The sequence below is a fragment of the Streptomyces sp. Sge12 genome (assembly GCF_002080455.1).
GTDB lineage: Bacteria > Actinomycetota > Actinomycetes > Streptomycetales > Streptomycetaceae > Streptomyces.
Genome location: NZ_CP020555.1, coordinates 194,676 through 215,341, shown reverse-complemented (window position 1 = coordinate 215,341; position 20,666 = coordinate 194,676). Strand labels below are relative to the sequence as shown.

The following is a 20,666-nucleotide window of genomic DNA, read 5'->3' as shown; positions in this document are numbered from 1 at the left end:
ACGGATGAGCCATCCGATTAGCCTGTCCCCATGACGACGACACCCTTGCGCAAGGACGCGGCCCGCAACTGGGACCGGATCGTCGCCGTCGCCCGCACCCTGGTCGACGAAGACATTCCGTTGCAGCTCAATGATGTCGCCCGCCGTGCCGGACTCGGAGTGGGCACCGTCTACCGTCACTTCGCCACGCCCGAGGCTCTGCTGGAGGCCGTCGCCACTCCGTGCCTGGAGGCCCTCGCCGCCCACGGCGAGCGGGCGCTGGCCGACGCCGACCCGTGGCGGGCTCTGGAAACCTTCCTGACCCGCACCGTCGAGGCGCAGGTCACCGATGCCTCACTGGCTCCGGTCACTGCCGCGGCCGCCGACACGGTGCCGCGCACCACGGAACTCAAGAACGCGGTGTGGGAGGCCGGCGCCGCCCTCCTCGACCGGGCCCGCCGGTCCGGGGCGGTCCGCCCCGACCTGGCCTCGGCGGACCTGGTCCCGCTCATGTGCGGGATCGCGTACGCCGTGCAGGTCCGCGGTGGCGCTCCGGCCGACCGGATCGAGACCGCGCACCGCTACCTGGCCACCCTGCTGGAGGGCCTGCGCGCCGCGCCGCCGGCCCGGTAGGACGCTCAGGGGAGGACGCGGCTGTGGCTCTCCGGGCGGCCGGCGGCGGCTTCCCGGTCGAACCAGTAGTCGCCGGCCGCGAGGTAGCGGAAGGAGTGATCGCCGGCCCGGGCCGGCGGAGCGCCGGAGGCGGTCGCGTCGCCGGCGGGCGAGTGCTCGGACGCGCGGGCCCGGACGTGCCGGTCGGTGGCCGGGACCTCGGCCGGCCGTACGAACCTGACCTCGATCTCGGTCTGATCCTTGAGACGCTTGCTTTCGAGCACGGCGGAAACTCCAGTCCGGAACGGGAGACAAGGGGTCGCATCAGCATGGCCCAGAGACGCGCCCCGCGCAGGTCGATCATCCCCCCACCCTCATCGCCGTCGTCCCCGGCGTCGTGGGTCAGCGCCGGAAGCGCGCTCAGTCCGGGCACTGGATCCTGTGGAGGAATCCGTCGACGTCCCAGGACTCCGACCCGCGCGACACCAACCGGTAGGACTCGTCCAGGAAGTCGCTCACCTGGGCGGAGTCCGTGATCAGCACCGCGGACTCGTAGCCGACCCGGGTGTCCCCCCACAGCTCCATGACCAGCGTCTCCCGTCCGCCGGTCCACCGGGGGCGGAGACTGACGTCGCCTTCCCCCACGGGGCGCCGCACCCCCTCGGCCAGCATGTCCCGTTCGAAGTGCCAGCGAATGGGAGGGCAGCCGTCGAGCGTGAAGTCGAACCGGACCGCGTAGGGGTCGGATATGTCGTAGACGGCCCGGGTCTGCACCGGCAAGAGGCTGCCGGCCACGGCCAGGTGCGTCGAGATCGTGTCGGAGAGAGCGGACGGCAAGATGACCTCCACGTGGCAAACAGGTGACCGGCCTCGCGTACCCGTCGAAGGCACCCGGCATTCTGGATCACCCATGTGAATCTTGACGTCGTCAGGTGAGGTGTCCCTGATCCGGGGATCCGTACCGGCCCGCCGGTGGGGGAGCGTTGACCACTCCGAACGGGATGTGAACGCTGGGCGTACCCTGCGCCGTGCCGTTCAGATGGGCGACCTGGTCGTCGAAGAAGATGTGCGGGTCGAGGGCCTTCATGACCGCGGCCTTCTCGATACCCCCGAGGAAGAAGGCGTCGTTGACCCGCAGGCCCCACTCCTTGAGGCTGAGCAGGGCGCGTTCGTGTGCGGGGGCGTCGCGAGCGGTGACCAGCGATACGCGAAGCCGGGGCCGATACGTCGGATCCGTACGGTGCTTGTCGTTCTCGAGGCGCTGGACACGGTTGATGCCGGCGAGGAAGTCCCGTAGCGGGCCCGGGTCGTGGGGCGCGGCGGCGTTGCGGACCTCGTGGGCGCGGAACTCGTCGATCCCGCCGCTCTGGTAGATCCGCTCGGAGGTGTCGCTCGCCACCACTCCGTCGAAGTCGAAGGCCATGCGGAGTTCGGGATCGCTCTCGTCGTCGATGCGTGCGGTGCTGAGCACATGGCCCGCAGGCAGCCCGTCGGCGACCGCGTCACGGACATCGGGTCCGTTGGCCGACAGGAACAGCGACATGTTCAGCGCGGGCATGAAGTGGTGGGAGGGACGCCCCTGCCGAAAGACGGCCCGGCTGATCGGCAGGTCGTACGCCTTGATCGAACGCATGACGCGCAGCCCGGTGTCCGGGTCGTTGCGCGAGAGGATGATGACCTCGATCAGCGGATCGGACGGTTCCGACAGGTCGTTCAGCGACAGGAGCCGCCTGACGAAGGGGAAGGCGACCCCTTTGCCGAGGACGTCGTCCGCATGAGTCGCCTGGTAGGTCCGGTAGGTGTCCTCTCCCTGCTCCCGGAACACCGTGTCGCAGTCGGTGAGATCGAACAGGGCGCTGGAGGCGATCCCGACGACCAGGCGATGGGACAGGTCGTACCTCATGACGCCCCCGGTTGGCACACGTGCACGGTTGGGATCCTTATCTCCCCTCGGCGGGCGGCGAAAACGTGCCCGGCCGCGAGGTCGATCGGGGTCCGTCGGCTGTGCGCAGTCCATTGACATAAGTTGAACGCAGCCCGAGGCTGAGAGCGCTCTCAGATGTCAATGTGTGGCGCCTGGGAGCGCAGCACCTGTCCCCTCCCCCCACCTTCAGGTGTCCCCCCACAAGGAGGAAGAGCGTGTTCCGCTTAACGAGGATATGTGTCTCCGGCGTCGCGGCGATGGCCGTCGCCGCCGGACTGATGGTCTTCGGTCCGTCGACATCCGCGGAAGCCGTACCGGCGACCATCCCCCTCACGATCAAGAACAGCTCGGGACGCAGCGAGCCGGTGTACATCTACAACCTCGGCACCCTGCTGACCACCGGCCAGCAGGGCTGGGCCGACGCCAACGGCACGTTCCACCCCTGGCCCGTGGGAGGCAATCCCCCCACGCCCGCGCCCGACGCATCGATCACGGGCCCTGCCAACGGCCAGACGAAGACGATCCGAATGCCCAAGTTCTCCGGCCGGGTCTACTTCTCCATCGGCCAGAAGATCGTCTTCAAGCTCACCACGGGCGGCCTGGTGCAGCCTGCCGTGCAGAACCCCTCCGACCCGAACCGCAACATCCTCTTCAACTGGTCCGAGTACACGCTCAACGACGCGGGCCTGTGGATCAACAGCACCCAGGTCGACATGTTCTCCGCACCGTACGCGGTGGGCGTGAAAGCGGCGGGCGGCGCGGTCAGCACCACGGGCCGGCTGAAGCCGGGCGGCTACAACGCGGTCTTCGCTCAGCTGCGTGCGGCCGGCTGGGGCGGATTGATCCACAACCGCCCCGACGGCACCCCACTGCGCGCGCTCTCGCCCGGCCACGGCATCGAGGCGGGCGGCATATCGGCGGGTGTCATGAACGACTACATCAACCGGGTGTGGAGCAAGTACGGCTCCGGCTCCACGCTCACCGTGACGCCGTTCGCGAACCAGCCGAACACCAAGTACTACGGCCGGGTCTCGGGCAACGTCATGAACTTCACCAACGGGTCGGGAGCGGTGGTCACCAGCTTCCAGAAGCCGGACTCCGACAGCGTCTTCGGCTGCTACAAGCTCCTGGACGCCCCCAACGACCAGGTCCGCGGCCCGATCTCCCGCACCCTGTGCGCGGGCTACAACCGGTCGACACTGCTGGCCAATCCCAGTCAACCCGACCCGGACAACGCCAACTTCTACCGTGACGCCGTCACCAACCACTACTCCCGGATCATCCACGGGCAGATGGCCGACGGCAAGGCGTACGGCTTCGCCTTCGACGACGTCGGCGCCCACGAGTCCCTGGTGCACGACGGCAACCCGCAGGAAGCCTTCATGACGCTCGAACCGTTCAACTAGATGAAGGATGCGAGGGCGTGAGCGGTGGTCGAGACGGCCGCCACGACGGGTGAAGCCCGGCCGGGGGGAGCTACTGGAGACCTGTCGCAGTCCGGACGAGGTCGGCGACGGCTCTGGAACGGCTGTGCGGTGGCCAGGCGATCACGGTGGTGACCGTAGGCGCGTCCAGCACGGGCACGGCGGCGAGGTCACCGTGCAGTTGGGGCCGGCACGACTCCGGTGAGACCGCACAGGCACGGCCGAGCGCGACGAGCTGCAACAACTGCGCATGGTCGCGGACCTGCGGGCCGGGGCCGGGCGGGTAGCTGCCGTCGGGGCCGGGCCAGCGCGGGAGGGGCAGGCCCGGCAGCCCGGTGATGTCGCCCATGTGCACATGGGCCCGGGCGGTGAGCGGATGCCCGGCCGGCAGGACCGCCACCTGACTCTCCGTGCTGAGCTCTTCGGTGTGGAATCCGGCCGTCGAGTCGAACGGCCGGTGCAGCAGCGCCACATCGGCCCGGCCCTCGCGCAGGAAGCGCTCCTGCTCGGCCGGCCCGCACAGGATGACCTCGACGGGGACCGCGCCGGGTTCGGCGGCGTACGCGTCGAGCAGTCTCGCCAGCAGTTCCCGGGATGCGCTGGCCTTCGTGACCAGGACCAGGCCGGGGCGGCCGGTCACGGAGAGGGCGGCGCGGCGGGTCCGGCGCTCGGCGGCCTCGACCGCGTCGAGGGCCGCCCGGCCCTCGACCAACAGCACCGAGCCGGCCTCGGTCAGCTTGACAGCACGACTGGTCCGATCCAACAGCAGGGCCCCGAGCCGGCGTTCGAGCCGCTGGATCGCCCGCGACAACGGTGGCTGCGCGATCCCGAGCCGCTGCGCGGCCCGCCCGAAGTGCAGCTCTTCAGCGACAGCGACGAAATACCGCAGTTCCCGGGTCTCCATCCGGCCACGCTATCCCGGATCAATACCCTGGCGGTATCGTTGCGCACCCGATCGGTCTTGGACCCCCGCCGAGGCCCGAAGGCACCATCGTCCCTATGACTGAACGGACGATCGCGCTGGTCACCGGCGCGAACAAGGGAATCGGCTACGAGATCGCCGCGGGCCTGGGAGCCCTCGGCTGGAGCGTCGGCGTCGGCGCCCGCGACGACCGGCGCCGAAGTGCCGCGGTGGAGAAACTGCGCGCCGCCGGCATCGACGCGTTCGGCGTACCGCTGGACGTGACCGACGACGCGAGCGCGACCGCCGCCGCACGGCTGATCGACGAACGGGCCGGACGCCTCGACGTGCTCGTCAACAACGCCGCCATCACAGGCGACATGCCACAGGAACCCACCCGGATCGACCCCGCCACCATCCACGCGGTCGTGGACACCAATGTGATCGGCGTCATCCGCGTCACCAACGCGATGCTGCCGCTGCTGCGCCGCTCCGCCGCACCACGGATCGTGAACATGTCCAGCAGCGTCGGCTCCCTCACCCGGCAGTCAGGGCCCGCCGCCGAGCAGACGGCAGGCCCGGTGTCCGCGGCGTACGCGCCGTCGAAGACGTTCCTGAACGCCGTCACCCTCCAGTACGTCCGGGAGCTGAGCGGCACGAACATCCTGATCAATACCGGCTGCCCCGGCTACGTCGCCACCGACCTCAACGGCTTCCGCGGCGTCCGCACCCCCGCACAGGGCGCGGCGATCGCCATCGAACTCGCGACCCTGCCCGACGACGGCCCCACCGGCCAGTTCTTCGACGACGCCGGCGCACTGCCCTGGTGACCCGGAGCGGAGGGTTATTCGCTGGTCGCCGGCTATTGACGGTGGTCATACTGCCGCGATGGATCCAGTGACCCTTGAGACCGACCGTCTGGTGCTGCGGGCCTTCGCACCTGCAGACGTGGATGCGGTGTACGAAGCCTGCCAGGACGGGGACATCCAGTTCTACACCCCGGTGCCGGTGCCGTACCGGCGTGCGGACGCGGAGAAGCTCGTCGGTGAGACGCTGCCCGCTCAGTGGGCCGAGGACAGGGACTACACCCTCGGCGCGTTCCGCAAGGACACCGGCGCCCTGGTCGGCTCGTACTGCCTGACCCTCATCAGCCGCGGCGTCTGGGAGCTCGGCTACTGGGCGGTCAAGGAGCAGCGCGGACGCGGGTACACGGTCGAGGCCGCTCGGGCCCTGTGCGACTGGGGCTGGGCCACTCTCGACGTGCACCGCATCGAGTGGTGGGCCATGGTCGGGAACACCGGCTCGCGTGCCGTCGCCGAGAGACTCGGCTTCGCCGTCGAAGGGACACTGCGCCATCGCAGCATCGCCAACGACGGCAAGCCGCACGACTGGTGGGTGGGCGGACTGCTGAGGACCTGATGCTCGGCCCGGTGCCGCCGGATGCGTCTGATCTCTGCAGGGGCGTTCCCGGCTCGGCCAGTTCCCGCAGAGGAGGCTCCCACGCCGAGGCCGCGGGGATCCGGTTGCGGCTCGACAGCGCCGCGACCCGGGTTCGCCGCCCCAAGGCGGCCCGGCCATCACCATCAGCGACGGTCGCCTGCTGATCGACCACCAGCCGTTCCGGCAGCGCGGGCATGCGCGCACGGGCGGGGCGGTGCAGAGCGGCGCCCGACCCCGGCGCCGACCCGACGGTCACCTTCCGTGGCCGTCGGATCACCCGCCCCGGTTCGCCTTGGGTGCAGCCCCGCAGGCGGCGTAATCTGGCCGAACCGCCACAGAACGCGCGCGGAGCCGGAGACACGATGCGCGCGCCGTGTACCCCGCCGCGCACGATCCAGGGAGGCGGCGCGTGACCGATCCGTTCGGCTTCCTCAGGATCCCCCGCGAGGCCGTGCCCGCCCGCCCGGTCGAGGAGAGACTCGGCGACTGGCGCGAGGTCCACGCGGGCCAGTCGCTGCTGCCTCTCGTCTCCCGGCAGGCCGACCGCTGCATGGACTGCGGCATCCCCTTCTGCCACACCGGCTGCCCGCTGGGAAACCTCATACCCGAGTGGAACGCCTACGCCGCCCACGGCGACTGGCGTGCCGCGTACGAGCGCCTCCACGCGACCAACAACTTCCCGGAGGTCACGGGCAGGCTCTGCCCCGCCCCCTGCGAGGACGCCTGCGTCCTCGCGATCAACGCCGACCCGGTGACCATCAAGAACGTCGAGCAGGCCATCGCGGACGAAGGACTGAGGCGCGGCTACATGGCGCCCAGGCCCCCCGAGCGGCACAGCGGCAAGACGGTGGCCGTCATAGGCTCCGGCCCGGCCGGACTGGCCGCGGCGCAGCAGCTGACCCGCGCCGGGCACCGTGTCACGGTCCACGAGCGGGCCGACCGCATCGGTGGACTGCTGCGCTACGGCATCCCCGAGTTCAAGATGGAGAAGGTGCATCTGAACCGCCGGATCGAGCAGATGCGGGCCGAGGGCACGGTCTTCGCCACGGGTACGGACGTCGGCGGCGCGACCGGCGCCGGAGCCGACGAGGTACGCAGCGGATACGACGCCGTCATCGTCGCGATCGGTGCCGGCGAGCGCCGGGAGCTGCCGGTCCCCGGCCGCTCGCTGTCCGGCATCCACCAGGCCATGGACTACCTGACCTGCGCCAACCGGGTGCGCGAAGGCGACTACCCGGTGTCCCCGCTGACCGCAGAAGGCCGGCCCGTGGTCATCGTGGGCGGCGGGGACACCGGCTCCGACTGCCTCGGGACGGCCTTGCGGCAGGGCGCGACCTCCGTGCTCCAGCTCGACATCAACCCTGAGCCCGACGCCGGCCGGACCGACGACGAACCGTGGCCCGTGTACCCGAGGACGTACCGGATCTCCCACGCCCACGAAGAGGCCCGCGGACGCGCGGGCCGGGACCCCCGGCTGTTCGCCTGCGCCACCCTGCGCTTCGAGGGGGACGCCGCGGGCCGGGTACGGGCCCTGCACCTGACCGCCGTCGAGCCGGTGGGCCGCAGCCCGCTGGCCGGAACCGAGCAGGTCATCCCCGTCGGCCTGGTCCTGCTGGCCCTCGGCTTCTCAGGGCCCGAGCGGGCCGGAGGACTGCGCGAGCAGCTGGGCCTGGACCTCGACGAGCGCGGCAACTTCGCGCGCGACGCCGGCTTCGCGGCCAACGGCGGCCGGGCACCGGGCGTGTTCGTCGCGGGCGACGCGGGCCGGGGGCAGTCCCTCGTGGTGTGGGCCATCGCCGAGGGCCGCGCCGCGGCCGCCGCAGTGGACCGCTACCTCACCGGCTCCACCTGCCTCCCGGCTCCGGTCGCCGCGCACGACCGGCCGATGACGGCCCTGGGGCGCATGCGCTACGGGCTCTGAGGGGTCCGTGTGAGGGTGGGGCGATCAGCACTCGCCATCAGCACTCGCCGTCAGTGTTCGCGTCCGGGGCGGCGTTCTTCGCGCGGGGACCCGCTGTCCTCGCCCGGCCGGTCCAGGCGGCTGGCCTCGTCCGTGTCCGCCTTCCGCACGGTCCGGTCGTCCTTGCGGGACGCCGTGGAGCGCGGCGCGACATGGGGTGCCCTGCGCCTGCTCTGCTCGTCGTCGTGGTCGTGGAGCGGGGCGCCGCCGGCGCCTCCCTGGTCTTCCATGACGGATCCTTCCGGTATGCCGGTATCCCCCAGTCGGCCCGTGCCCGGAGTCCGGCCGCGGAAACCCGCGGATCAGTAGAAACCATGACAAACAGGGGGGATGCCCGTGCCCTTGTCGGCCCCGCTACGACGCCGCGCGCACCACCTTGTCCGTGCCGCCGGGATCCGTCCCGCCGGGCTCCGTGCGGTCGGCGTACGCGATGTGCGCGCCGAGAGCCCCACTGACCGCCATCGCGCCCAGTCCGGCCAACGACCAGAGGCGGCCGCGCGCGCCCCGGCCCCGCAGCCGGTCGGACAGCGAGATCGCGTAACAGCCGACCGCGGCTGCGTTGGCCAGCGCGTGGGCGACACCCACCCGGGCCTGCCGCGGCGGCAGCTCCGCCCAGTCCGCCCAGCCGGCTACGGCCGCCGGTGCGGCACCGGCGAGTCCCACCGCGGTCAGGATCGTGGCGTGCCGGTGTGCTCCGGGCACGGCGTCCAGCACGGCGGCCGACAGCCAGCAGCCCATCGGCACCTCCACCAGCATGGGATGTGCGGGGTGCCCCAGCGGTTCACCGCGCAGCAGTCCGCGCAGTGACCCGAGTGGAAGCGCGCGGATGCCCCGTTGGAGGGCGCGGATGGCCGGATCCACCGCCGTGGACTCCTCGAGGGTGGTTACCGCGCCGAGCCAGCGCTCCGAAGCCTTCTCCAGGGCGGCCACCTGCCCGGAGGGCGGCTGCGGCTGCGAGTGTGGAGTCGGCGTCCTGTCGTCCATGTGTGTGTTCATGCAGGGCGGCTACCCCTGTACCGATGGCCCACCCCCCGGCGCGCTGTTCTCTGTTCGGAGCAAGGAGGGTAGGTCGCCGACAGGTGCCGAGCGGCTCGTGCGGTCGCCGTAGGCTGGCCGGGTTGTTTCTGCTCGTTGCTGATCGGAGCTGCCGTCATGCTGACCGCCCTGACGGGTGTTTTCGGGGATCGCGCGGACGCCGTGAGCGTCGCGGGTCGTACCGCTTCCTACGAGGAACTGCTCGGCGCAGCCGGGGCCGTGGCCGCCGACCTCGCCGCCCTCGGCCCGGCGCGGGCGTTCGCGGTGACCGCGACCCCTTCGCTCGAAACCGTCGCGGCGGTGGTCGGGGGACTGCTGGCCGGTGTGCCGTGCGTGCCGCTGCCTCCCGATGCAGGGCCCGCCGAACGCGATCACATCCTGCGTGATTCCGGTGCCCGCCCCATCGACGTGGACTTCGCCCGCCGTGCACCCGCCGCATCGGCCGTACCTGCCGCGCCGACGGCGGTGTCCGAGGATCCTGCGTTGATCCTCTACACCTCCGGGACCACGGGCGCCCCCAAGGGAGTCGTCCTCAGCACTGCCGCGATCACCGCCGACCTCGATGCGCTCGCCGATGCCTGGGAGTGGAGTGCGCAGGACACGCTCGTCCACGGGCTGCCGCTGTTCCACGTCCATGGGCTGGTCCTGGGTGTTCTGGGGGCGCTGCGGACGGGGAGCCGCCTGGTCCACACGGGCCGGCCGACGCCGGAGGCGTATGCGCAGGCTGCGGCGGCCGGGGGGAGTCTGTATTTCGGGGTGCCGACGGTGTGGTCGCGCATCGCGGCCGCTCCGCAGGCGGCGGCCGCGTTGGCGGGGGCCCGGTTGTTGGTGTCGGGGAGCGCGGCCCTGCCCACGCCGGTCTTCCGCGATCTGGAACGGCTGACCGGGCACCGGCCGGTGGAGCGGTACGGGATGACGGAGACCCTGATCACGGTGAGCGGGCGGGCGGGCGGTGAGGTCCGGCCCGGCGCGGTCGGTACCCCGCTCACGGGGATCCGTACGCGTATCGCCGCCGAGCCGGGTGCCGAGATCGGTGAACTCCAGCTCGTGGGACCGACGTTGTTCTCGGGGTATCTGGGACGACCGGAGGCCACGGCTGCGGCCTTCACGGAGGACGGGTGGTTCCGTACGGGTGACATCGCGGCCGTCGACGGGGACGGTGTGCACCGGATCGTGGGCCGCGCGTCCACGGACATGATCAAGTCGGGTGGGTACCGGATCGGGGCGGGTGAGATCGAGAACGCGCTGTTGGACCATCCGCGGGTGCAGGAGGCGGCGGTGATCGGTGTGCCGGATGCCGACCTGGGGGAGCGGATCGTCGCGTTCGTCGTCGCCGAGGGTGTGACGGGCGCCGAGCTGACCGATTTCGTTGCCACGCACCTGTCGGTGCACAAGCGGCCGCGGGAGGTGCGTTTCATTGCCGCGGTCCCGCGCAACGCGATGGGCAAACCGCAGAAGCGGCTCCTGCTGGACGGGCTGTAGCGGCGGGAGCGAGGGCGGCAGCGGGTTCGGCCGAGCCGCCGGCCGGCCGGGCATGCGCAGCACCCCGACGGGGCAGGTGAGAGCCATGACTGCTTCTGGTTCCTCACCCGCCGACGATCCGGCGTCCTACACGGGGCTCGACGCCGCCGAGGCGAAACGCCGGGCACTGACGCACGGCTGGACGACGGTGCGCATGGTCCCGCCCGGCACCATGCTGACCATGGAATACCTCGAAGGCAGGCTGAACTTCGAGGTCGAGGACGGCAGGGTGCGCCGGGCCTGGACCGGCTGACCCGGAGCCGCCGTCGCGGCCCGCCCTGCCGAGGGGCGGCGGGCCGCGGTACGGTCCGTCGGGGCCGCCGGCCGCGGCCCGGACGCCTCGCAGGACGACCTACGCGGTGGCGGGCAGGACGTGGTCGCCGACCCTGTCGGTACTCAGGCACAGCGAGCAGACGACCGCGGCGTGGGTGATGCAGGCGGTGACGTCGGGGCGCTCGTACGACTGGCCGCAGACGTGGCAGTCGAGGGTGACCGCGCTGGGGTTGCCGTCGGCGTCGAGGAGGGGTTCGGCGATGCCGTCGTCGGTGCGGCGCAGGTAGTAGCGGCCCTTGGTGACCACGGCCATCAGGGGGGTGAGGACGAAGGCGATGACGGCCGCGGCGACGGGCGAGTACGGCTGGAGGGTGTCGCCGAGGAGGTGGAAGTACATGGCGATCGACAGGCCGGAGGCGGCGGTGAAGGCCACGACGCCGACGGGGTTGACCGCGTGGAGCATGCCCCGGCGGAACTCCGGCTGGAGCGGGGACAGCTTCAACAGGTACTTGTTGATGCCGATGTCGGTGGCCACGGTGACCACCCAGGCGATCGCGCAGTTCGAGTAGAAGCCGAGGATGCTGCCGAGGAAGCTGAACATGTCGGCTTCCATCAGGATCAGCGCGAAGGCCAGGTTGACCAGGACGAAGACCATGCGGCCGGGGTAGTGCCGGGTGATGCGGGTGAAGGAGTTCGTCCAGGCCAGTGAGCCGGAGTACGCGTTCGTCACGTTGATCTTGATCTGGCTGATGACGACCAGGGCCACGGCCAGCGGGACGACCAGCCAGGACGGCATCATGGCGTCGAAGGCGCTGCGGAACTGCTGGATGGGCTCGGGCGCGGCGGCCGGTCCGACCTCGGCGATGATGTAGACGGCGAGGAAGACGCCGATGGCCTGCTTGAGCGCCCCGAGCACGACCCAGCCGGGGCCGGCCATGACCACGGCGGCCCACCAGGCGCGCTTGTTGGCCTCGGTCTTGGGCGGCATGAAGCGCAGGTAGTCGATCTGCTCGCCGATCTGCGCGATCAGGGACAGGCAGACGCCCGCTCCGAGCATGACGGAGGCGGTGTTGACGGCGCCGTCGCCGGTGGTGCCGGGGTAGGCGAGGAAGCGGTCGACGGTGCCGGGGTCGTTGGCGATCAGGTAGACCAGCGGGCCGACCATGAGCAGGAGCCAGATCGGGGTGGTCCACACCTGGAGCGTGCTGAGTGCCTTCATGCCGTAGACGACCAGCGGGATCACCATGAGGGTGGAGACGGCGTAGCCCAGCCACAGGGGCAGTCCGAGGCCGAGTTTGAGGCCCTGGGCCATGATCGCGCCTTCGAGGGCGAAGAAGATGAAGGTGAAGCTGGCGAAGATGACGCTGGTGACGACCGAGCCGAAGTAGCCGAAGCCGGAGCCGCGGGTGATCAGGTCGAGGTCGAGGTTGTAGCGGGCGCCGTAGTAGGCCAGCGGGAAGCCGGTGAGGAAGATGACGACCGCGGCGACGGCGATGGCCACGAGCGCGTTGCCCGTGCCGTGGGCCAGGCCGATGCCGGCGCCGATGGAGAAGTCGGCCATGTAGGCGATACCGCCGAGGGCCGTGGTGGCCACCACCATGGGCGTCCAGCGGCGGTAACTGCGCGGCGCGAAACGGAGGGTGTAGTCCTCCAGCGTCTCCCGGGTCCCCTTGGCCGCCCGGTCGGCGGCGGGCTTCGTCGTGTCCGTCGTGTCCGTCGTGTCCGTCGTGTCCGTCGTGTCCGTGGTGTCCGTCGTGATCTGCGGTGACTCGGTGGTGCTCATGCCACGCCTCCCGGTGGGGCTGGGTGCCGGTGAAGGTGCGGCGCCGCCGGTACGGAAGGACGGGGGAGCGAGGGACCGTCATGGGGGTGCTCGGGCGCCGCTGTTCATGCCTGGGGTCCCACGTCGGTCACGCTAGAAAGCGGTTGTTACCCCGGGTGCGCGATGTGGTGAACACCATGTTGCTGCGGGCGCCCTCGCCGCGCGGGCACGCCACGCGCGCGGGTGCCGGCCGGCCGCCGACCCGGCGGGGTCAGGCGTCGCCGGCCGCGGCCTCCTCCGCCAGCAGGCGGGTCGCCGTCGCCCGCATCTCGATCTTGCGGATCTTCCCGGTGACGGTCATCGGGAACTCCTCCACGACGTGGACGTAACGCGGGATCTTGAAGTGGGCGAGCCGTCCCGCGCAGTACGCGCGCACGGCCTGCGCGGTCAGCGGCGCGGCCCCCTCACGCATCCGCACACACGCCATCAGCTCCTCCCCGTACTTCGGGTCGGGCACCCCGATGACCTGCACGTCCATGACGTCGGGGTGGGCGTGGAGGAACTCCTCGATCTCGCGCGGGTAGACGTTCTCACCTCCCCGGATCACCATGTCCTTGATCCGGCCGGTGATGCTCAGGTAGCCGTCACCGTCCATCACCGCCAGGTCGCCGGTGTGCATCCAGCCCTCCGGGTCGACGGCCTCGGCCGTCTTCTCGGGCTCGCCCCAGTAACCGAGCATCACCGAATAGCCCCGGGTGCACAGTTCGCCCGGGGTGCCGCGCGGCACGGTCCGGCCGGACTGCGGATCGACCACCTTGACCTCCAGGTGCGGGCCGACCCGGCCCACCGTGGAGACCCGGCGTTCGATCGAGTCGTCCACCCGGGTCTGCGTGGACACGGGCGAGGTCTCCGTCATGCCGTAACAGATGGAGACCTCGGTCATCCCCATCCGCTCGATGACCTCGGTCATGACCTCCACCGGGCAGGGCGAACCCGCCATGATCCCGGTACGCAGGCTCGACAGGTCGTACCCGTCGAAGCCGGGGTCGGCCAGCTCCGCGATGAACATCGTCGGAACCCCGTACAGGGAGGTGCAGGTTTCCGCCTCCACCGCCGCCAGCGTCGCCGCCGGGTCGAAGGCGGGCGCCGGGACCACCATCGCCGCGCCATGGCTGGTACAGGCGAGGTTGCCCATCACCATCCCGAAGCAGTGGTAGAAGGGAACCGGGATGCACACCCGGTCGCGCTCGTCGTACCCGCACAACTCGCCGACGAAGAAACCGTTGTTGAGGATGTTGTGGTGCGAGAGGGTGGCTCCCTTGGGGAACCCCGTGGTGCCCGAGGTGTACTGGATGTTGATCGGGTCGTCCGGGCTCAGTGCGGCCTGCGCCCGCGCCAGTACGGCCGGATCGGCCCCGCGCCCGCGTGCCAGCAGCGCGTCCCACTGCGGCCCGTCGAACAGGACGGTGAACTCCAGCCCCGGACAGCGCGGCCGGACCTCCTCGATCATCGCCGCGTAGTCGGAGGTCTTGAAGCGCTCCGCCGCGACCAGCAGCCGGATTCCGGACTGCCCGAGCACGTACTCCAACTCGTGCGAGCGGTACGCCGGGTTGACGGTGACCAGGATCGCCCCGATCTTCGCGGTGGCGTACTGCACCAGCGTCCACTCGGCGCGGTTGGGCGCCCAGATGCCGACCCGGTCGCCCCGGACGATCCCGAGGTCCAGCAGCCCCAGGGCGAGGCCGTCCACCTCGGCGGCCAGCTCCGCGTACGTCCACCGGCGGCCGGAGGCCACGTCCACGAGCGCGTCCCGGTCGGGGAAGCGGCGGACGGTCCGGTCGAGGTTGTCCCCGATCGTCTCGCGGAGCAGCGGGACCCCGGAACTCCCGGACGCACGACTCGACGCTACGGACACACGTACCTCCAGCACTCGCTGCGGCGATGACGGCCAACGCGCAGCGCCCATGATCCCCTCCCGACCGCCCGCCGCACCAGAGGCGGGGGAGCACGACCCGACGGCCGGGCCGCGGACCGGGGAATCCCTGGTCGGGGCGTCGGAGCAGCTGAGAATTGGCTGTGAGTCGGGACGGCGGCACTCACGGCTCTTGCGTGAAAAGCGAACAACAGCAAAAGTGAGCGTGAACGAGGTATCCACCGTTGCCGTTGAGCGAGCCGCTCCTGCCCGGGACGCTCGGCCGACCGGCTGCCGCGCACCGGCACCGCACACCGAGGTCGTACATGCAGGGTGTCCACCGCCTACTCCTGCCCGCCGGGCTGCGCAGACTCGCCCGGACGCTGCGTCGGCCCGGAGGCGTTCCGCCGCAGCCCGGTCCCGCCGGACGGGAGCGCACCGGCGGCAGGACCGCAGCGCCCAGCGGGCTCACCGACCGCGAGGAGCAGCTGCTGGCGACCGTGCCGGGCCTGATCCGCCACCGTGGCCGGCTGGCGACCGTACGCGACGACCTGCTCCCCGCCGATGCCCGTACCGCCAGCCTCCGGGCGGTCGCCGAGGCCCTGGAGGCGGCGGCCGTCCCCTACGGCCTGGTCCCCGACGGGGAACTCGTCCACCGGGTGGCCATCGCGCCCGGCGACCGGGCCGCGGCCCTGAAGGCCTGCGCCGCCGCCTGTACCGGGCTCCCCCTCTACGCCCGCCTGCTCACCGCCGACGGCGAGGCCGGGGACGTACTCGCCGAGGACCTCCCGGCGGCGGTCGAGGCCGCCGAGAACGGCCCGCCGGACGGGACGGCAGCCGCAGAGGGCCGCGGGACGGACGGTACGCAGAGTGCTCGCGTGCGGGCCGTACGCATCCACCGGCCGGTCGTCACCTCCGGCCGGACCCTGACGTACGGCCCCGAGACCGGCTGCGACCTGGAGTTCTGGGAGGTCCCCGACTCCGGCGAGGGCGCCCTCGCCGTGCTGCGCGAGACCCCGTACGGCTGGTGGGTGCCATCCCTGGCCGCCTCCACCACCCGCCGCATCGACGACCGGGAGTACCCCGTCGTCGACTGCTTCTCGAGCCGCTTCCCCGACGACATCGACTTCCCGATCGACGCGGTGATCACCTGGGTGGACGCCGCCGACCCGGCCTGGCGCCACCGCCGGGACCGGGCCGCCGAGGCGGAGGCCGGTTCGGGTCGCCCCCATCGCCCCGCCGGGGCCGGCGCGATCGACGACATGGCAGAGATCGCGGAGGCCGCGGAGGCGGAGGCCGCGGAGACCGCCGGGATCGACCTCGCCGAGAACCGCTACCGCGACCGCGGCGAGCTCCGCTACTGCCTGCGCTCCATCGCCGCCTACGCACCCTGGGTCCGGCGCGTCTTCCTCGTCACCGACGACCAGGCTCCCGCCTGGCTCACGGCCGACCATCCCCGCATCACGGTCATCGACCACCGCGAGCTGTCCACGGAACCGGCGGCCCCCGAGGTGTTCAACTCCCACGCCATCGAGAGCCGGCTCCACCACATCCCCGGTCTGGCCGAGCACTTCCTCTACTTCAACGACGACATCTTCCTCGGCCGCCCCCAGCGCCCGCAGAACTACTTCCTGCCCTCCGGCCTGCCCCAGGTCTTCCACGACTGGCGGGCGGTGGATCCGGGCAGCCGGGCCGGTGACGACGTGTTCACCTCGTCCCAGAAGGTCACCCGGCAGGCCGTCGAGGAGGCCGTCGGCCGCACTTATCCGCACATCCTGGCGCACACCCCGTACCCCCTCACCCGTTCCGCCTTCGCCCGGGTCGAGGAGCTGCTGCCGGGTCGGCTCGCCGCGACCGCCCGCTCCGTCTTCCGCAGCGCCGACGACCTCGCGCCCGTCACCCTCGCCGCCCACGTCGCGCTCGCCGAGGGACATGCCGTCGAGGGGCACCTCACGCACACCTACGTCAGCACCGCGCGCCGCGACGAGATCGAACGGCTGCCGCAGCTGGCCGCCGAGCGCGGCCACGACGCCTTCTGCCTCGCGGACGACGAGGACCCGGCCGGACACGAGGAGGGCGGACTGTCGGCGACGCAGCAGCACAACGTCGTCGCGGCCTTCCTGGAGGCCTACTTCCCGGTGTCCTCGCCGTTCGAGAAGGCCCAACCGGCCCCGTCCGGGAGCGAGCCCTCGCGCCCCTGCGACTGACCGCCTCCCGCACGGGCCGCCTCCTGCGCGTGCTGCCTCCCGCGCCGCACTGCGCCCTGGGCCCCCGTACACCGCCTCGGGGTGACATGTCGTGCACACGTGCCCGTGGGGGCCGTGGCGGTCGCCGACCTATAGTTACGCGCTGCCGCCCCCCGGCAGCGGTGGGTGGCGGGTCCGCGGTTCGGTTCGGCGTCGAGGGAGGCCGCTCATGGCCAGCACGTTTCAGGAGCGCAAGCTCAGGGGGATGTTCGCCGCGTTCGACGCGGACGGCGACGGCTACCTGCGCGAGGAGGACTTCACGGCGCTGGTCGGCCGCTGGGGCCGGCTGCCGGGCGTGGAGCCCGGTACGGAGCTGCGGGCGCGGGTCGAGACGCTGCTGATGGGCTGGTGGGCGGCGCTGCTGGAGGCCGGGGACACGAACGGCGACGGCGCGGTCGACATGGGCGAACTGCTCGCCCTCGTCGACCGCCTGCCCGCCATGGTCGCGGACGTCACCGCCACCGCCGACACCGTCTTCGACGCCGTGGACAGCAACGGCGACGGTGTCATCTCGCCGGAGGAGCACCGCCGGCTCGTGGAGACCTGGAACGGCCGCCCGGCAGACCTGGACGGCGTCTTCGAGCTGCTCGACCCGGACGGCGACGGCCACCTCAGCCGTGAGCGGTTCGCCCTCCTGTGGCGCCAGTTCTGGATCAGTGACGACCCGGCGGACCCGGGCAACGTGCTCTGCGGCCGAATCCCCGGTCCCCGCTGAGGAACACCCTTGCGAGTCCGTCGCCGTCGCGGTCACCGTCGCGGTCGCCGTTGTCCGGCCGCGCCTCGCCCCCGAGCCCCCCGCCACCTGCTGTTCTGTAGACCCGCGGCCCGTCGGGTCCGTTCCGCATATCCCCGGCGGGCCCGGGCAGACGGTGACAACCGATCGGTGAACAGGACGACGAAGTGATGGGCGATCGCATGCGAAGCGTGGGCGTGGAGGAAGAGCTGCTGCTGGCGGACGCGGACAGCGGGGAGCCGCTGGCCGTGTCGGGAGCCGTGCTCGCCGCAGCCGACCGCGCCGCAACCGCCGCCGGTGCGGCGGACGGAAAGGAGTCCGGCCACACGTTCGAGGCGGAGCTCCAGGAGGAGCAGGTCGAGTTCGGCACGAGGCCGGTGACGGAGATGGGCGAGCTGCAGGAGGAGATCCTGCGCTGGCGCGCCGAGGCCGCCCGGCACGCCGCGGCGGCCGGCGCCGTCGTGGCGGCGATCGGCACCTCACCGCTGGCCGTCCGCCCCTCGATGTCCCCCGGACACCGCTACGAATGGGTGTCGCGCCAGTTCGGCATGACCGCGCAGGAGCAGCTGACCTGCGGCTGCCACGTCCACGTGTCGGTGGAGTCGGACGAGGAGGGCGTGGCCGTACTGGACCGCATCCGGCCCTGGCTGCCCGTACTGACCGCGATGAGCGCGAACTCCCCGTTCTGGCAGGGGGAGGACACCCGGTACGGCAGCTATCGCAGCCGGGTCTGGAACCGGCTGCCCACGGCCGGGCCGGTGGACGTCTTCGGCTCCGCGGACCGCTACCACGCGGAGGTCCGGGCCATGGTCGAGTCGGGCGTGCTGCGCGACAAGGGGATGATCTGGTTCGACGCGCGGCTGTCCGCCACCTATCCGACGGTGGAGGTCAGGGTGGCGGACGTGTGTCTCGACGCGTCGACCCCCGTCCTGCTGGCCGCCCTCGTACGCGGCCTGGTGGACACCGCGGCCCGGCAGTGGCGGGCCGGTGAGCCCCCGGCCAGGGTCAGCACCGGGCTGCTCCGGCTCGCGTCCTGGCAGGCGGGCCGCTCGGGACTCGACGGGCCGCTGTTGCACCCCGAGACGCTGCGGGAGACCGCGCCCGAGGCCGCCGTGGACGCGCTGTACCGGCACGTCGGCGAGGCCCTGGCCGACTCCGGCGACGAGGAGCTCGTACGGGCCGGAATCGCCGGCCTGCTCGAGCACGGCAACGGCGCGCGCGTCCAGCGGAGCCTGTTGCGGTCGCACGGGGACCTGGCCTCGGTCGTCCGGCACTGCGCGAGCCGCACCGCATAGCGGACGGAATGGTTGCTTCCGCAGGAGCGTGATCACGGATGTGCGTTTTCGGTCAGGATCGAACCCGTTACTCAGGGTAAGGAGGGCCGGTCGGCCCCTCACCGGGCCCGCCGCCCTCCCTTGTCCCGTCTGCCCCACGACGCGGGTGCCGCCGACGGCAATTCACGCGGCTGTACCCCGGGTAGCACGAAAGATTTCCCGATCTGTGTCCGCAGCGCCGCAAAACAAGTCCGAAACTGGCAGGTTTGCTTTGACTCTTGAGCGACCGATCGATGAGGGTCGTTCACATGTCCGACACAAATCGAGCCGCCGCCGGTGGCCCTATGCGCTTGCGCGACTTCCGACTGTTACTCGCGGGAGCTGCCACCGGACAGCTCGGTGCCCAGGTGACCCTGGTGGCGCTGCCCCTCGTGGCCGTCCTCGAACTCGAAGCACCCGCCTTCCAGGTGGGCCTCCTGACCGCCGCGGAGACAGCCGCCTTCCTGCTCGTCGGGCTGCCCGCCGGGGCACTCACCGACCGCATGCGCAAGCGGCCCCTGATGATCCGCGCGGACCTGGTGCGCGCCGTGGCCATGGCGAGCATCCCCGTCGCGGCGCTCGCCGACGTCCTGACCATGGCCCAGCTCTATGTCGTCGCGCTCGTCACCGGCGTGGCGACGGTGTTCTTCGACGTCGCCCATCAGAGCTACCTGCCGCAGATCCTGCCCCGTGAGCAGCTCGTGGCCGGCAACGGCGCCCTGGAGACCGTCCGTTCCACCGCCCACGTGACCGGCCCCGGCATCGGCGGCGGACTGGTCCAGCTCGTCGGGGCGCAGTTCGCGGTCATCGTCGACGCCATCGGCTACGTGCTCTCCGCCCTCTTCCTGCTGCGCGTCAAGCAGCCGGAGCAGGCGCCCGAGCCCGCCGCGGCCGGCGGCTCACTGCGCAAGGAGATCGGCGAGGGCGTCCGCTTCGTCTTCGGTCATCCGCTGCTCCGCGTCATCGCCCTCACCACCGGGCTCGCCAACTTCAGTACGGCCGTCCTCATGGCGACGCAGACCGTGCACCTCGTCCGTGTCGTCGGACTGGAGGCCGGAGGCCTCGGACTCGTGCTGTCCGCGTCGGCCGTAGGAGGACTCCTGGGCGCCCTGTGCGCCGGGCGGCTCGCCGCCGGGCTGGGGCAGGCCCGCGTCATGCTCCTGTCCGTCGTCGTGACCGGCCCGTTCGCGCTTCTGTGGCCCCTGTCGGGGCACGGCGTCCCCGGGGCGGCCCTCTTCGCCGCCGGATCGGCCGTCGTCTCCTTCGGCGCCGTCGTCTACAACGTCGCCCAGGTCAGCTTCCGCCAGGGGATGTGCCCACCCCGGCTGCTCGGCCGGATGAACGCCACACTGCGCTTCCTCATGTGGGGCACCCTGCCGCTCGGCGCGCTCCTCGGCGGAGCCCTCGCCCAGTCCTACGGGTCGCGTACGGCACTCGCCTGGTGCGCCGTCGGCATCCTCACCGTACCGCTGCCGCTGCTGCTCTCCCCGCTGCGCCGGATGCGGGACCTGCCCGGTCCGCACGACGACGACGGCGCCGACGCAGAAGCCGCCCACGGGACTCCGGACAAGGCCGCCGCCGAGAGCGGCGAACGGCCGGCCCCCGCACCCACCGCCTGACCACCGCACGCC

19 protein-coding genes are annotated in these 20,666 nt (G+C 71.7%); 11 read left to right on the top strand and 8 right to left on the bottom strand.

All coding sequences use genetic code 11. The annotated features are described in order from the left end of the window. The first annotated feature begins 30 nt into the window (after positions 1 to 30). Entirely contained in the window at positions 31 to 612 is a 582-nt protein-coding gene (locus tag B6R96_RS00980) for a TetR/AcrR family transcriptional regulator (protein ID WP_081521211.1), read from the top strand. 5 nt (positions 613 to 617) lie between these two features. Here B6R96_RS00980 and B6R96_RS00975 read toward each other — a convergent pair whose 3' ends face one another. From B6R96_RS00975 to B6R96_RS00965, 3 genes are all read right to left on the bottom strand, one after another. Further along, complete coding sequence (locus B6R96_RS00975) at positions 618 to 875, bottom strand: hypothetical protein (protein ID WP_081521210.1); 258 nt, start codon at positions 873 to 875, stop codon at positions 618 to 620. 136 nt (positions 876 to 1,011) lie between these two features. Continuing rightward, positions 1,012 to 1,428, bottom strand: a complete 417-nt coding sequence (locus tag B6R96_RS00970; protein WP_159396248.1) for an SsgA family sporulation/cell division regulator — start codon at positions 1,426 to 1,428, stop codon at positions 1,012 to 1,014. A gap of 91 nt (positions 1,429 to 1,519) precedes the next feature. Continuing rightward, on the bottom strand, positions 1,520 to 2,494 hold the full coding sequence (locus tag B6R96_RS00965; protein ID WP_081521208.1) for a 5'-nucleotidase: 975 nt from the start codon (positions 2,492 to 2,494) through the stop codon (positions 1,520 to 1,522). Between the two features lie 278 nt (positions 2,495 to 2,772). Here B6R96_RS00965 and B6R96_RS00960 point away from each other — a divergent pair, with 278 nt between their 5' ends. Next, complete coding sequence (locus B6R96_RS00960; protein WP_081521207.1) at positions 2,773 to 3,921, top strand: glycoside hydrolase family 64 protein; 1,149 nt, start codon at positions 2,773 to 2,775, stop codon at positions 3,919 to 3,921. 70 nt (positions 3,922 to 3,991) lie between these two features. Here the strand turns inward: B6R96_RS00960 and B6R96_RS00955 are convergent, their stop codons facing one another. Further along, positions 3,992 to 4,843: a LysR family transcriptional regulator gene (locus B6R96_RS00955; RefSeq protein ID WP_081521206.1), complete on the bottom strand. Its 852-nt coding sequence runs from the start codon at positions 4,841 to 4,843 to the stop codon at positions 3,992 to 3,994. Positions 4,844 to 4,938: 95 nt separating this feature from the next. Between B6R96_RS00955 and B6R96_RS00950 the strand changes: the two genes are divergently transcribed. From B6R96_RS00950 to B6R96_RS00940, 3 genes are all read left to right on the top strand, one after another. Beyond that, positions 4,939 to 5,670: an SDR family NAD(P)-dependent oxidoreductase gene (locus B6R96_RS00950; RefSeq protein WP_081521205.1), complete on the top strand. Its 732-nt coding sequence runs from the start codon at positions 4,939 to 4,941 to the stop codon at positions 5,668 to 5,670. A 58-nt stretch (positions 5,671 to 5,728) separates the two neighbouring features. Continuing rightward, entirely contained in the window at positions 5,729 to 6,259 is a 531-nt protein-coding gene (locus tag B6R96_RS00945) for a GNAT family N-acetyltransferase (protein ID WP_081521204.1), read from the top strand. 430 nt (positions 6,260 to 6,689) lie between these two features. Beyond that, positions 6,690 to 8,201: a glutamate synthase subunit beta gene (locus tag B6R96_RS00940; RefSeq protein WP_081521203.1), complete on the top strand. Its 1,512-nt coding sequence runs from the start codon at positions 6,690 to 6,692 to the stop codon at positions 8,199 to 8,201. A 50-nt stretch (positions 8,202 to 8,251) separates the two neighbouring features. Here B6R96_RS00940 and B6R96_RS00935 read toward each other — a convergent pair whose 3' ends face one another. Then, on the bottom strand, positions 8,252 to 8,470 hold the full coding sequence (locus tag B6R96_RS00935; RefSeq protein WP_081521202.1) for a hypothetical protein: 219 nt from the start codon (positions 8,468 to 8,470) through the stop codon (positions 8,252 to 8,254). A gap of 124 nt (positions 8,471 to 8,594) precedes the next feature. Continuing rightward, positions 8,595 to 9,236, bottom strand: a complete 642-nt coding sequence (locus tag B6R96_RS00930; RefSeq protein ID WP_159396247.1) for a DUF2231 domain-containing protein — start codon at positions 9,234 to 9,236, stop codon at positions 8,595 to 8,597. A 156-nt stretch (positions 9,237 to 9,392) separates the two neighbouring features. On the opposite strand from B6R96_RS00930, the gene B6R96_RS00925 reads away from it, so the two are divergent. Next, complete coding sequence (locus B6R96_RS00925) at positions 9,393 to 10,757, top strand: AMP-binding protein (protein WP_081521200.1); 1,365 nt, start codon at positions 9,393 to 9,395, stop codon at positions 10,755 to 10,757. An 85-nt stretch (positions 10,758 to 10,842) separates the two neighbouring features. After that, positions 10,843 to 11,049, top strand: coding sequence for an I78 family peptidase inhibitor (locus tag B6R96_RS00920; RefSeq protein WP_081521199.1), 207 nt, complete (start codon positions 10,843 to 10,845; stop codon positions 11,047 to 11,049). A gap of 99 nt (positions 11,050 to 11,148) precedes the next feature. Here the strand turns inward: B6R96_RS00920 and B6R96_RS00915 are convergent, their stop codons facing one another. Together B6R96_RS00915 and B6R96_RS00910 are read right to left on the bottom strand one after the other, a co-directional pair. Continuing rightward, a complete protein-coding gene (locus tag B6R96_RS00915; RefSeq protein WP_081521198.1) occupies positions 11,149 to 12,852 on the bottom strand; it encodes a purine-cytosine permease family protein in 1,704 nt (567 codons plus the stop codon). A 250-nt stretch (positions 12,853 to 13,102) separates the two neighbouring features. Then, the gene (locus tag B6R96_RS00910; protein WP_081521197.1) at positions 13,103 to 14,797 is read right to left on the bottom strand and encodes an AMP-binding protein; all 1,695 of its coding nucleotides are present in this window, start codon (positions 14,795 to 14,797) and stop codon (positions 13,103 to 13,105) included. A 272-nt stretch (positions 14,798 to 15,069) separates the two neighbouring features. Here B6R96_RS00910 and B6R96_RS00905 point away from each other — a divergent pair, with 272 nt between their 5' ends. From B6R96_RS00905 to B6R96_RS00890, 4 genes are all read left to right on the top strand, one after another. Then, positions 15,070 to 16,950: a stealth family protein gene (locus B6R96_RS00905; RefSeq protein ID WP_081521196.1), complete on the top strand. Its 1,881-nt coding sequence runs from the start codon at positions 15,070 to 15,072 to the stop codon at positions 16,948 to 16,950. Positions 16,951 to 17,158: 208 nt separating this feature from the next. Next, complete coding sequence (locus tag B6R96_RS00900) at positions 17,159 to 17,704, top strand: EF-hand domain-containing protein (protein ID WP_053173862.1); 546 nt, start codon at positions 17,159 to 17,161, stop codon at positions 17,702 to 17,704. Between the two features lie 200 nt (positions 17,705 to 17,904). Further along, a complete protein-coding gene (locus B6R96_RS00895) occupies positions 17,905 to 19,017 on the top strand; it encodes a glutamate--cysteine ligase (RefSeq protein ID WP_081524902.1) in 1,113 nt (370 codons plus the stop codon). 323 nt (positions 19,018 to 19,340) lie between these two features. Beyond that, positions 19,341 to 20,654: an MFS transporter gene (locus B6R96_RS00890; protein WP_237291265.1), complete on the top strand. Its 1,314-nt coding sequence runs from the start codon at positions 19,341 to 19,343 to the stop codon at positions 20,652 to 20,654. Positions 20,655 to 20,666: the final 12 nt, after the last annotated feature.

Coding starts and splice junctions, on each gene's coding strand:
- B6R96_RS00980 (WP_081521211.1), top strand. CDS start 31: ATGACGACGACACCCTTGCGCAAGGACGCGGCCCGCAACTGGGACCGG.
- B6R96_RS00965 (WP_081521208.1), bottom strand. CDS start 2,494: ATGAGGTACGACCTGTCCCATCGCCTGGTCGTCGGGATCGCCTCCAGC.
- B6R96_RS00960 (WP_081521207.1), top strand. CDS start 2,773: ATGGCCGTCGCCGCCGGACTGATGGTCTTCGGTCCGTCGACATCCGCG.
- B6R96_RS00955 (WP_081521206.1), bottom strand. CDS start 4,843: ATGGAGACCCGGGAACTGCGGTATTTCGTCGCTGTCGCTGAAGAGCTG.
- B6R96_RS00950 (WP_081521205.1), top strand. CDS start 4,939: ATGACTGAACGGACGATCGCGCTGGTCACCGGCGCGAACAAGGGAATC.
- B6R96_RS00945 (WP_081521204.1), top strand. CDS start 5,729: ATGGATCCAGTGACCCTTGAGACCGACCGTCTGGTGCTGCGGGCCTTC.
- B6R96_RS00935 (WP_081521202.1), bottom strand. CDS start 8,470: ATGGAAGACCAGGGAGGCGCCGGCGGCGCCCCGCTCCACGACCACGAC.
- B6R96_RS00930 (WP_159396247.1), bottom strand. CDS start 9,236: ATGAACACACACATGGACGACAGGACGCCGACTCCACACTCGCAGCCG.
- B6R96_RS00925 (WP_081521200.1), top strand. CDS start 9,393: ATGCTGACCGCCCTGACGGGTGTTTTCGGGGATCGCGCGGACGCCGTG.
- B6R96_RS00920 (WP_081521199.1), top strand. CDS start 10,843: ATGACTGCTTCTGGTTCCTCACCCGCCGACGATCCGGCGTCCTACACG.
- B6R96_RS00915 (WP_081521198.1), bottom strand. CDS start 12,852: ATGAGCACCACCGAGTCACCGCAGATCACGACGGACACCACGGACACG.
- B6R96_RS00910 (WP_081521197.1), bottom strand. CDS start 14,797: ATGGGCGCTGCGCGTTGGCCGTCATCGCCGCAGCGAGTGCTGGAGGTA.
- B6R96_RS00905 (WP_081521196.1), top strand. CDS start 15,070: ATGCAGGGTGTCCACCGCCTACTCCTGCCCGCCGGGCTGCGCAGACTC.
- B6R96_RS00900 (WP_053173862.1), top strand. CDS start 17,159: ATGGCCAGCACGTTTCAGGAGCGCAAGCTCAGGGGGATGTTCGCCGCG.
- B6R96_RS00895 (WP_081524902.1), top strand. CDS start 17,905: ATGCGAAGCGTGGGCGTGGAGGAAGAGCTGCTGCTGGCGGACGCGGAC.
- B6R96_RS00890 (WP_237291265.1), top strand. CDS start 19,341: ATGCGCTTGCGCGACTTCCGACTGTTACTCGCGGGAGCTGCCACCGGA.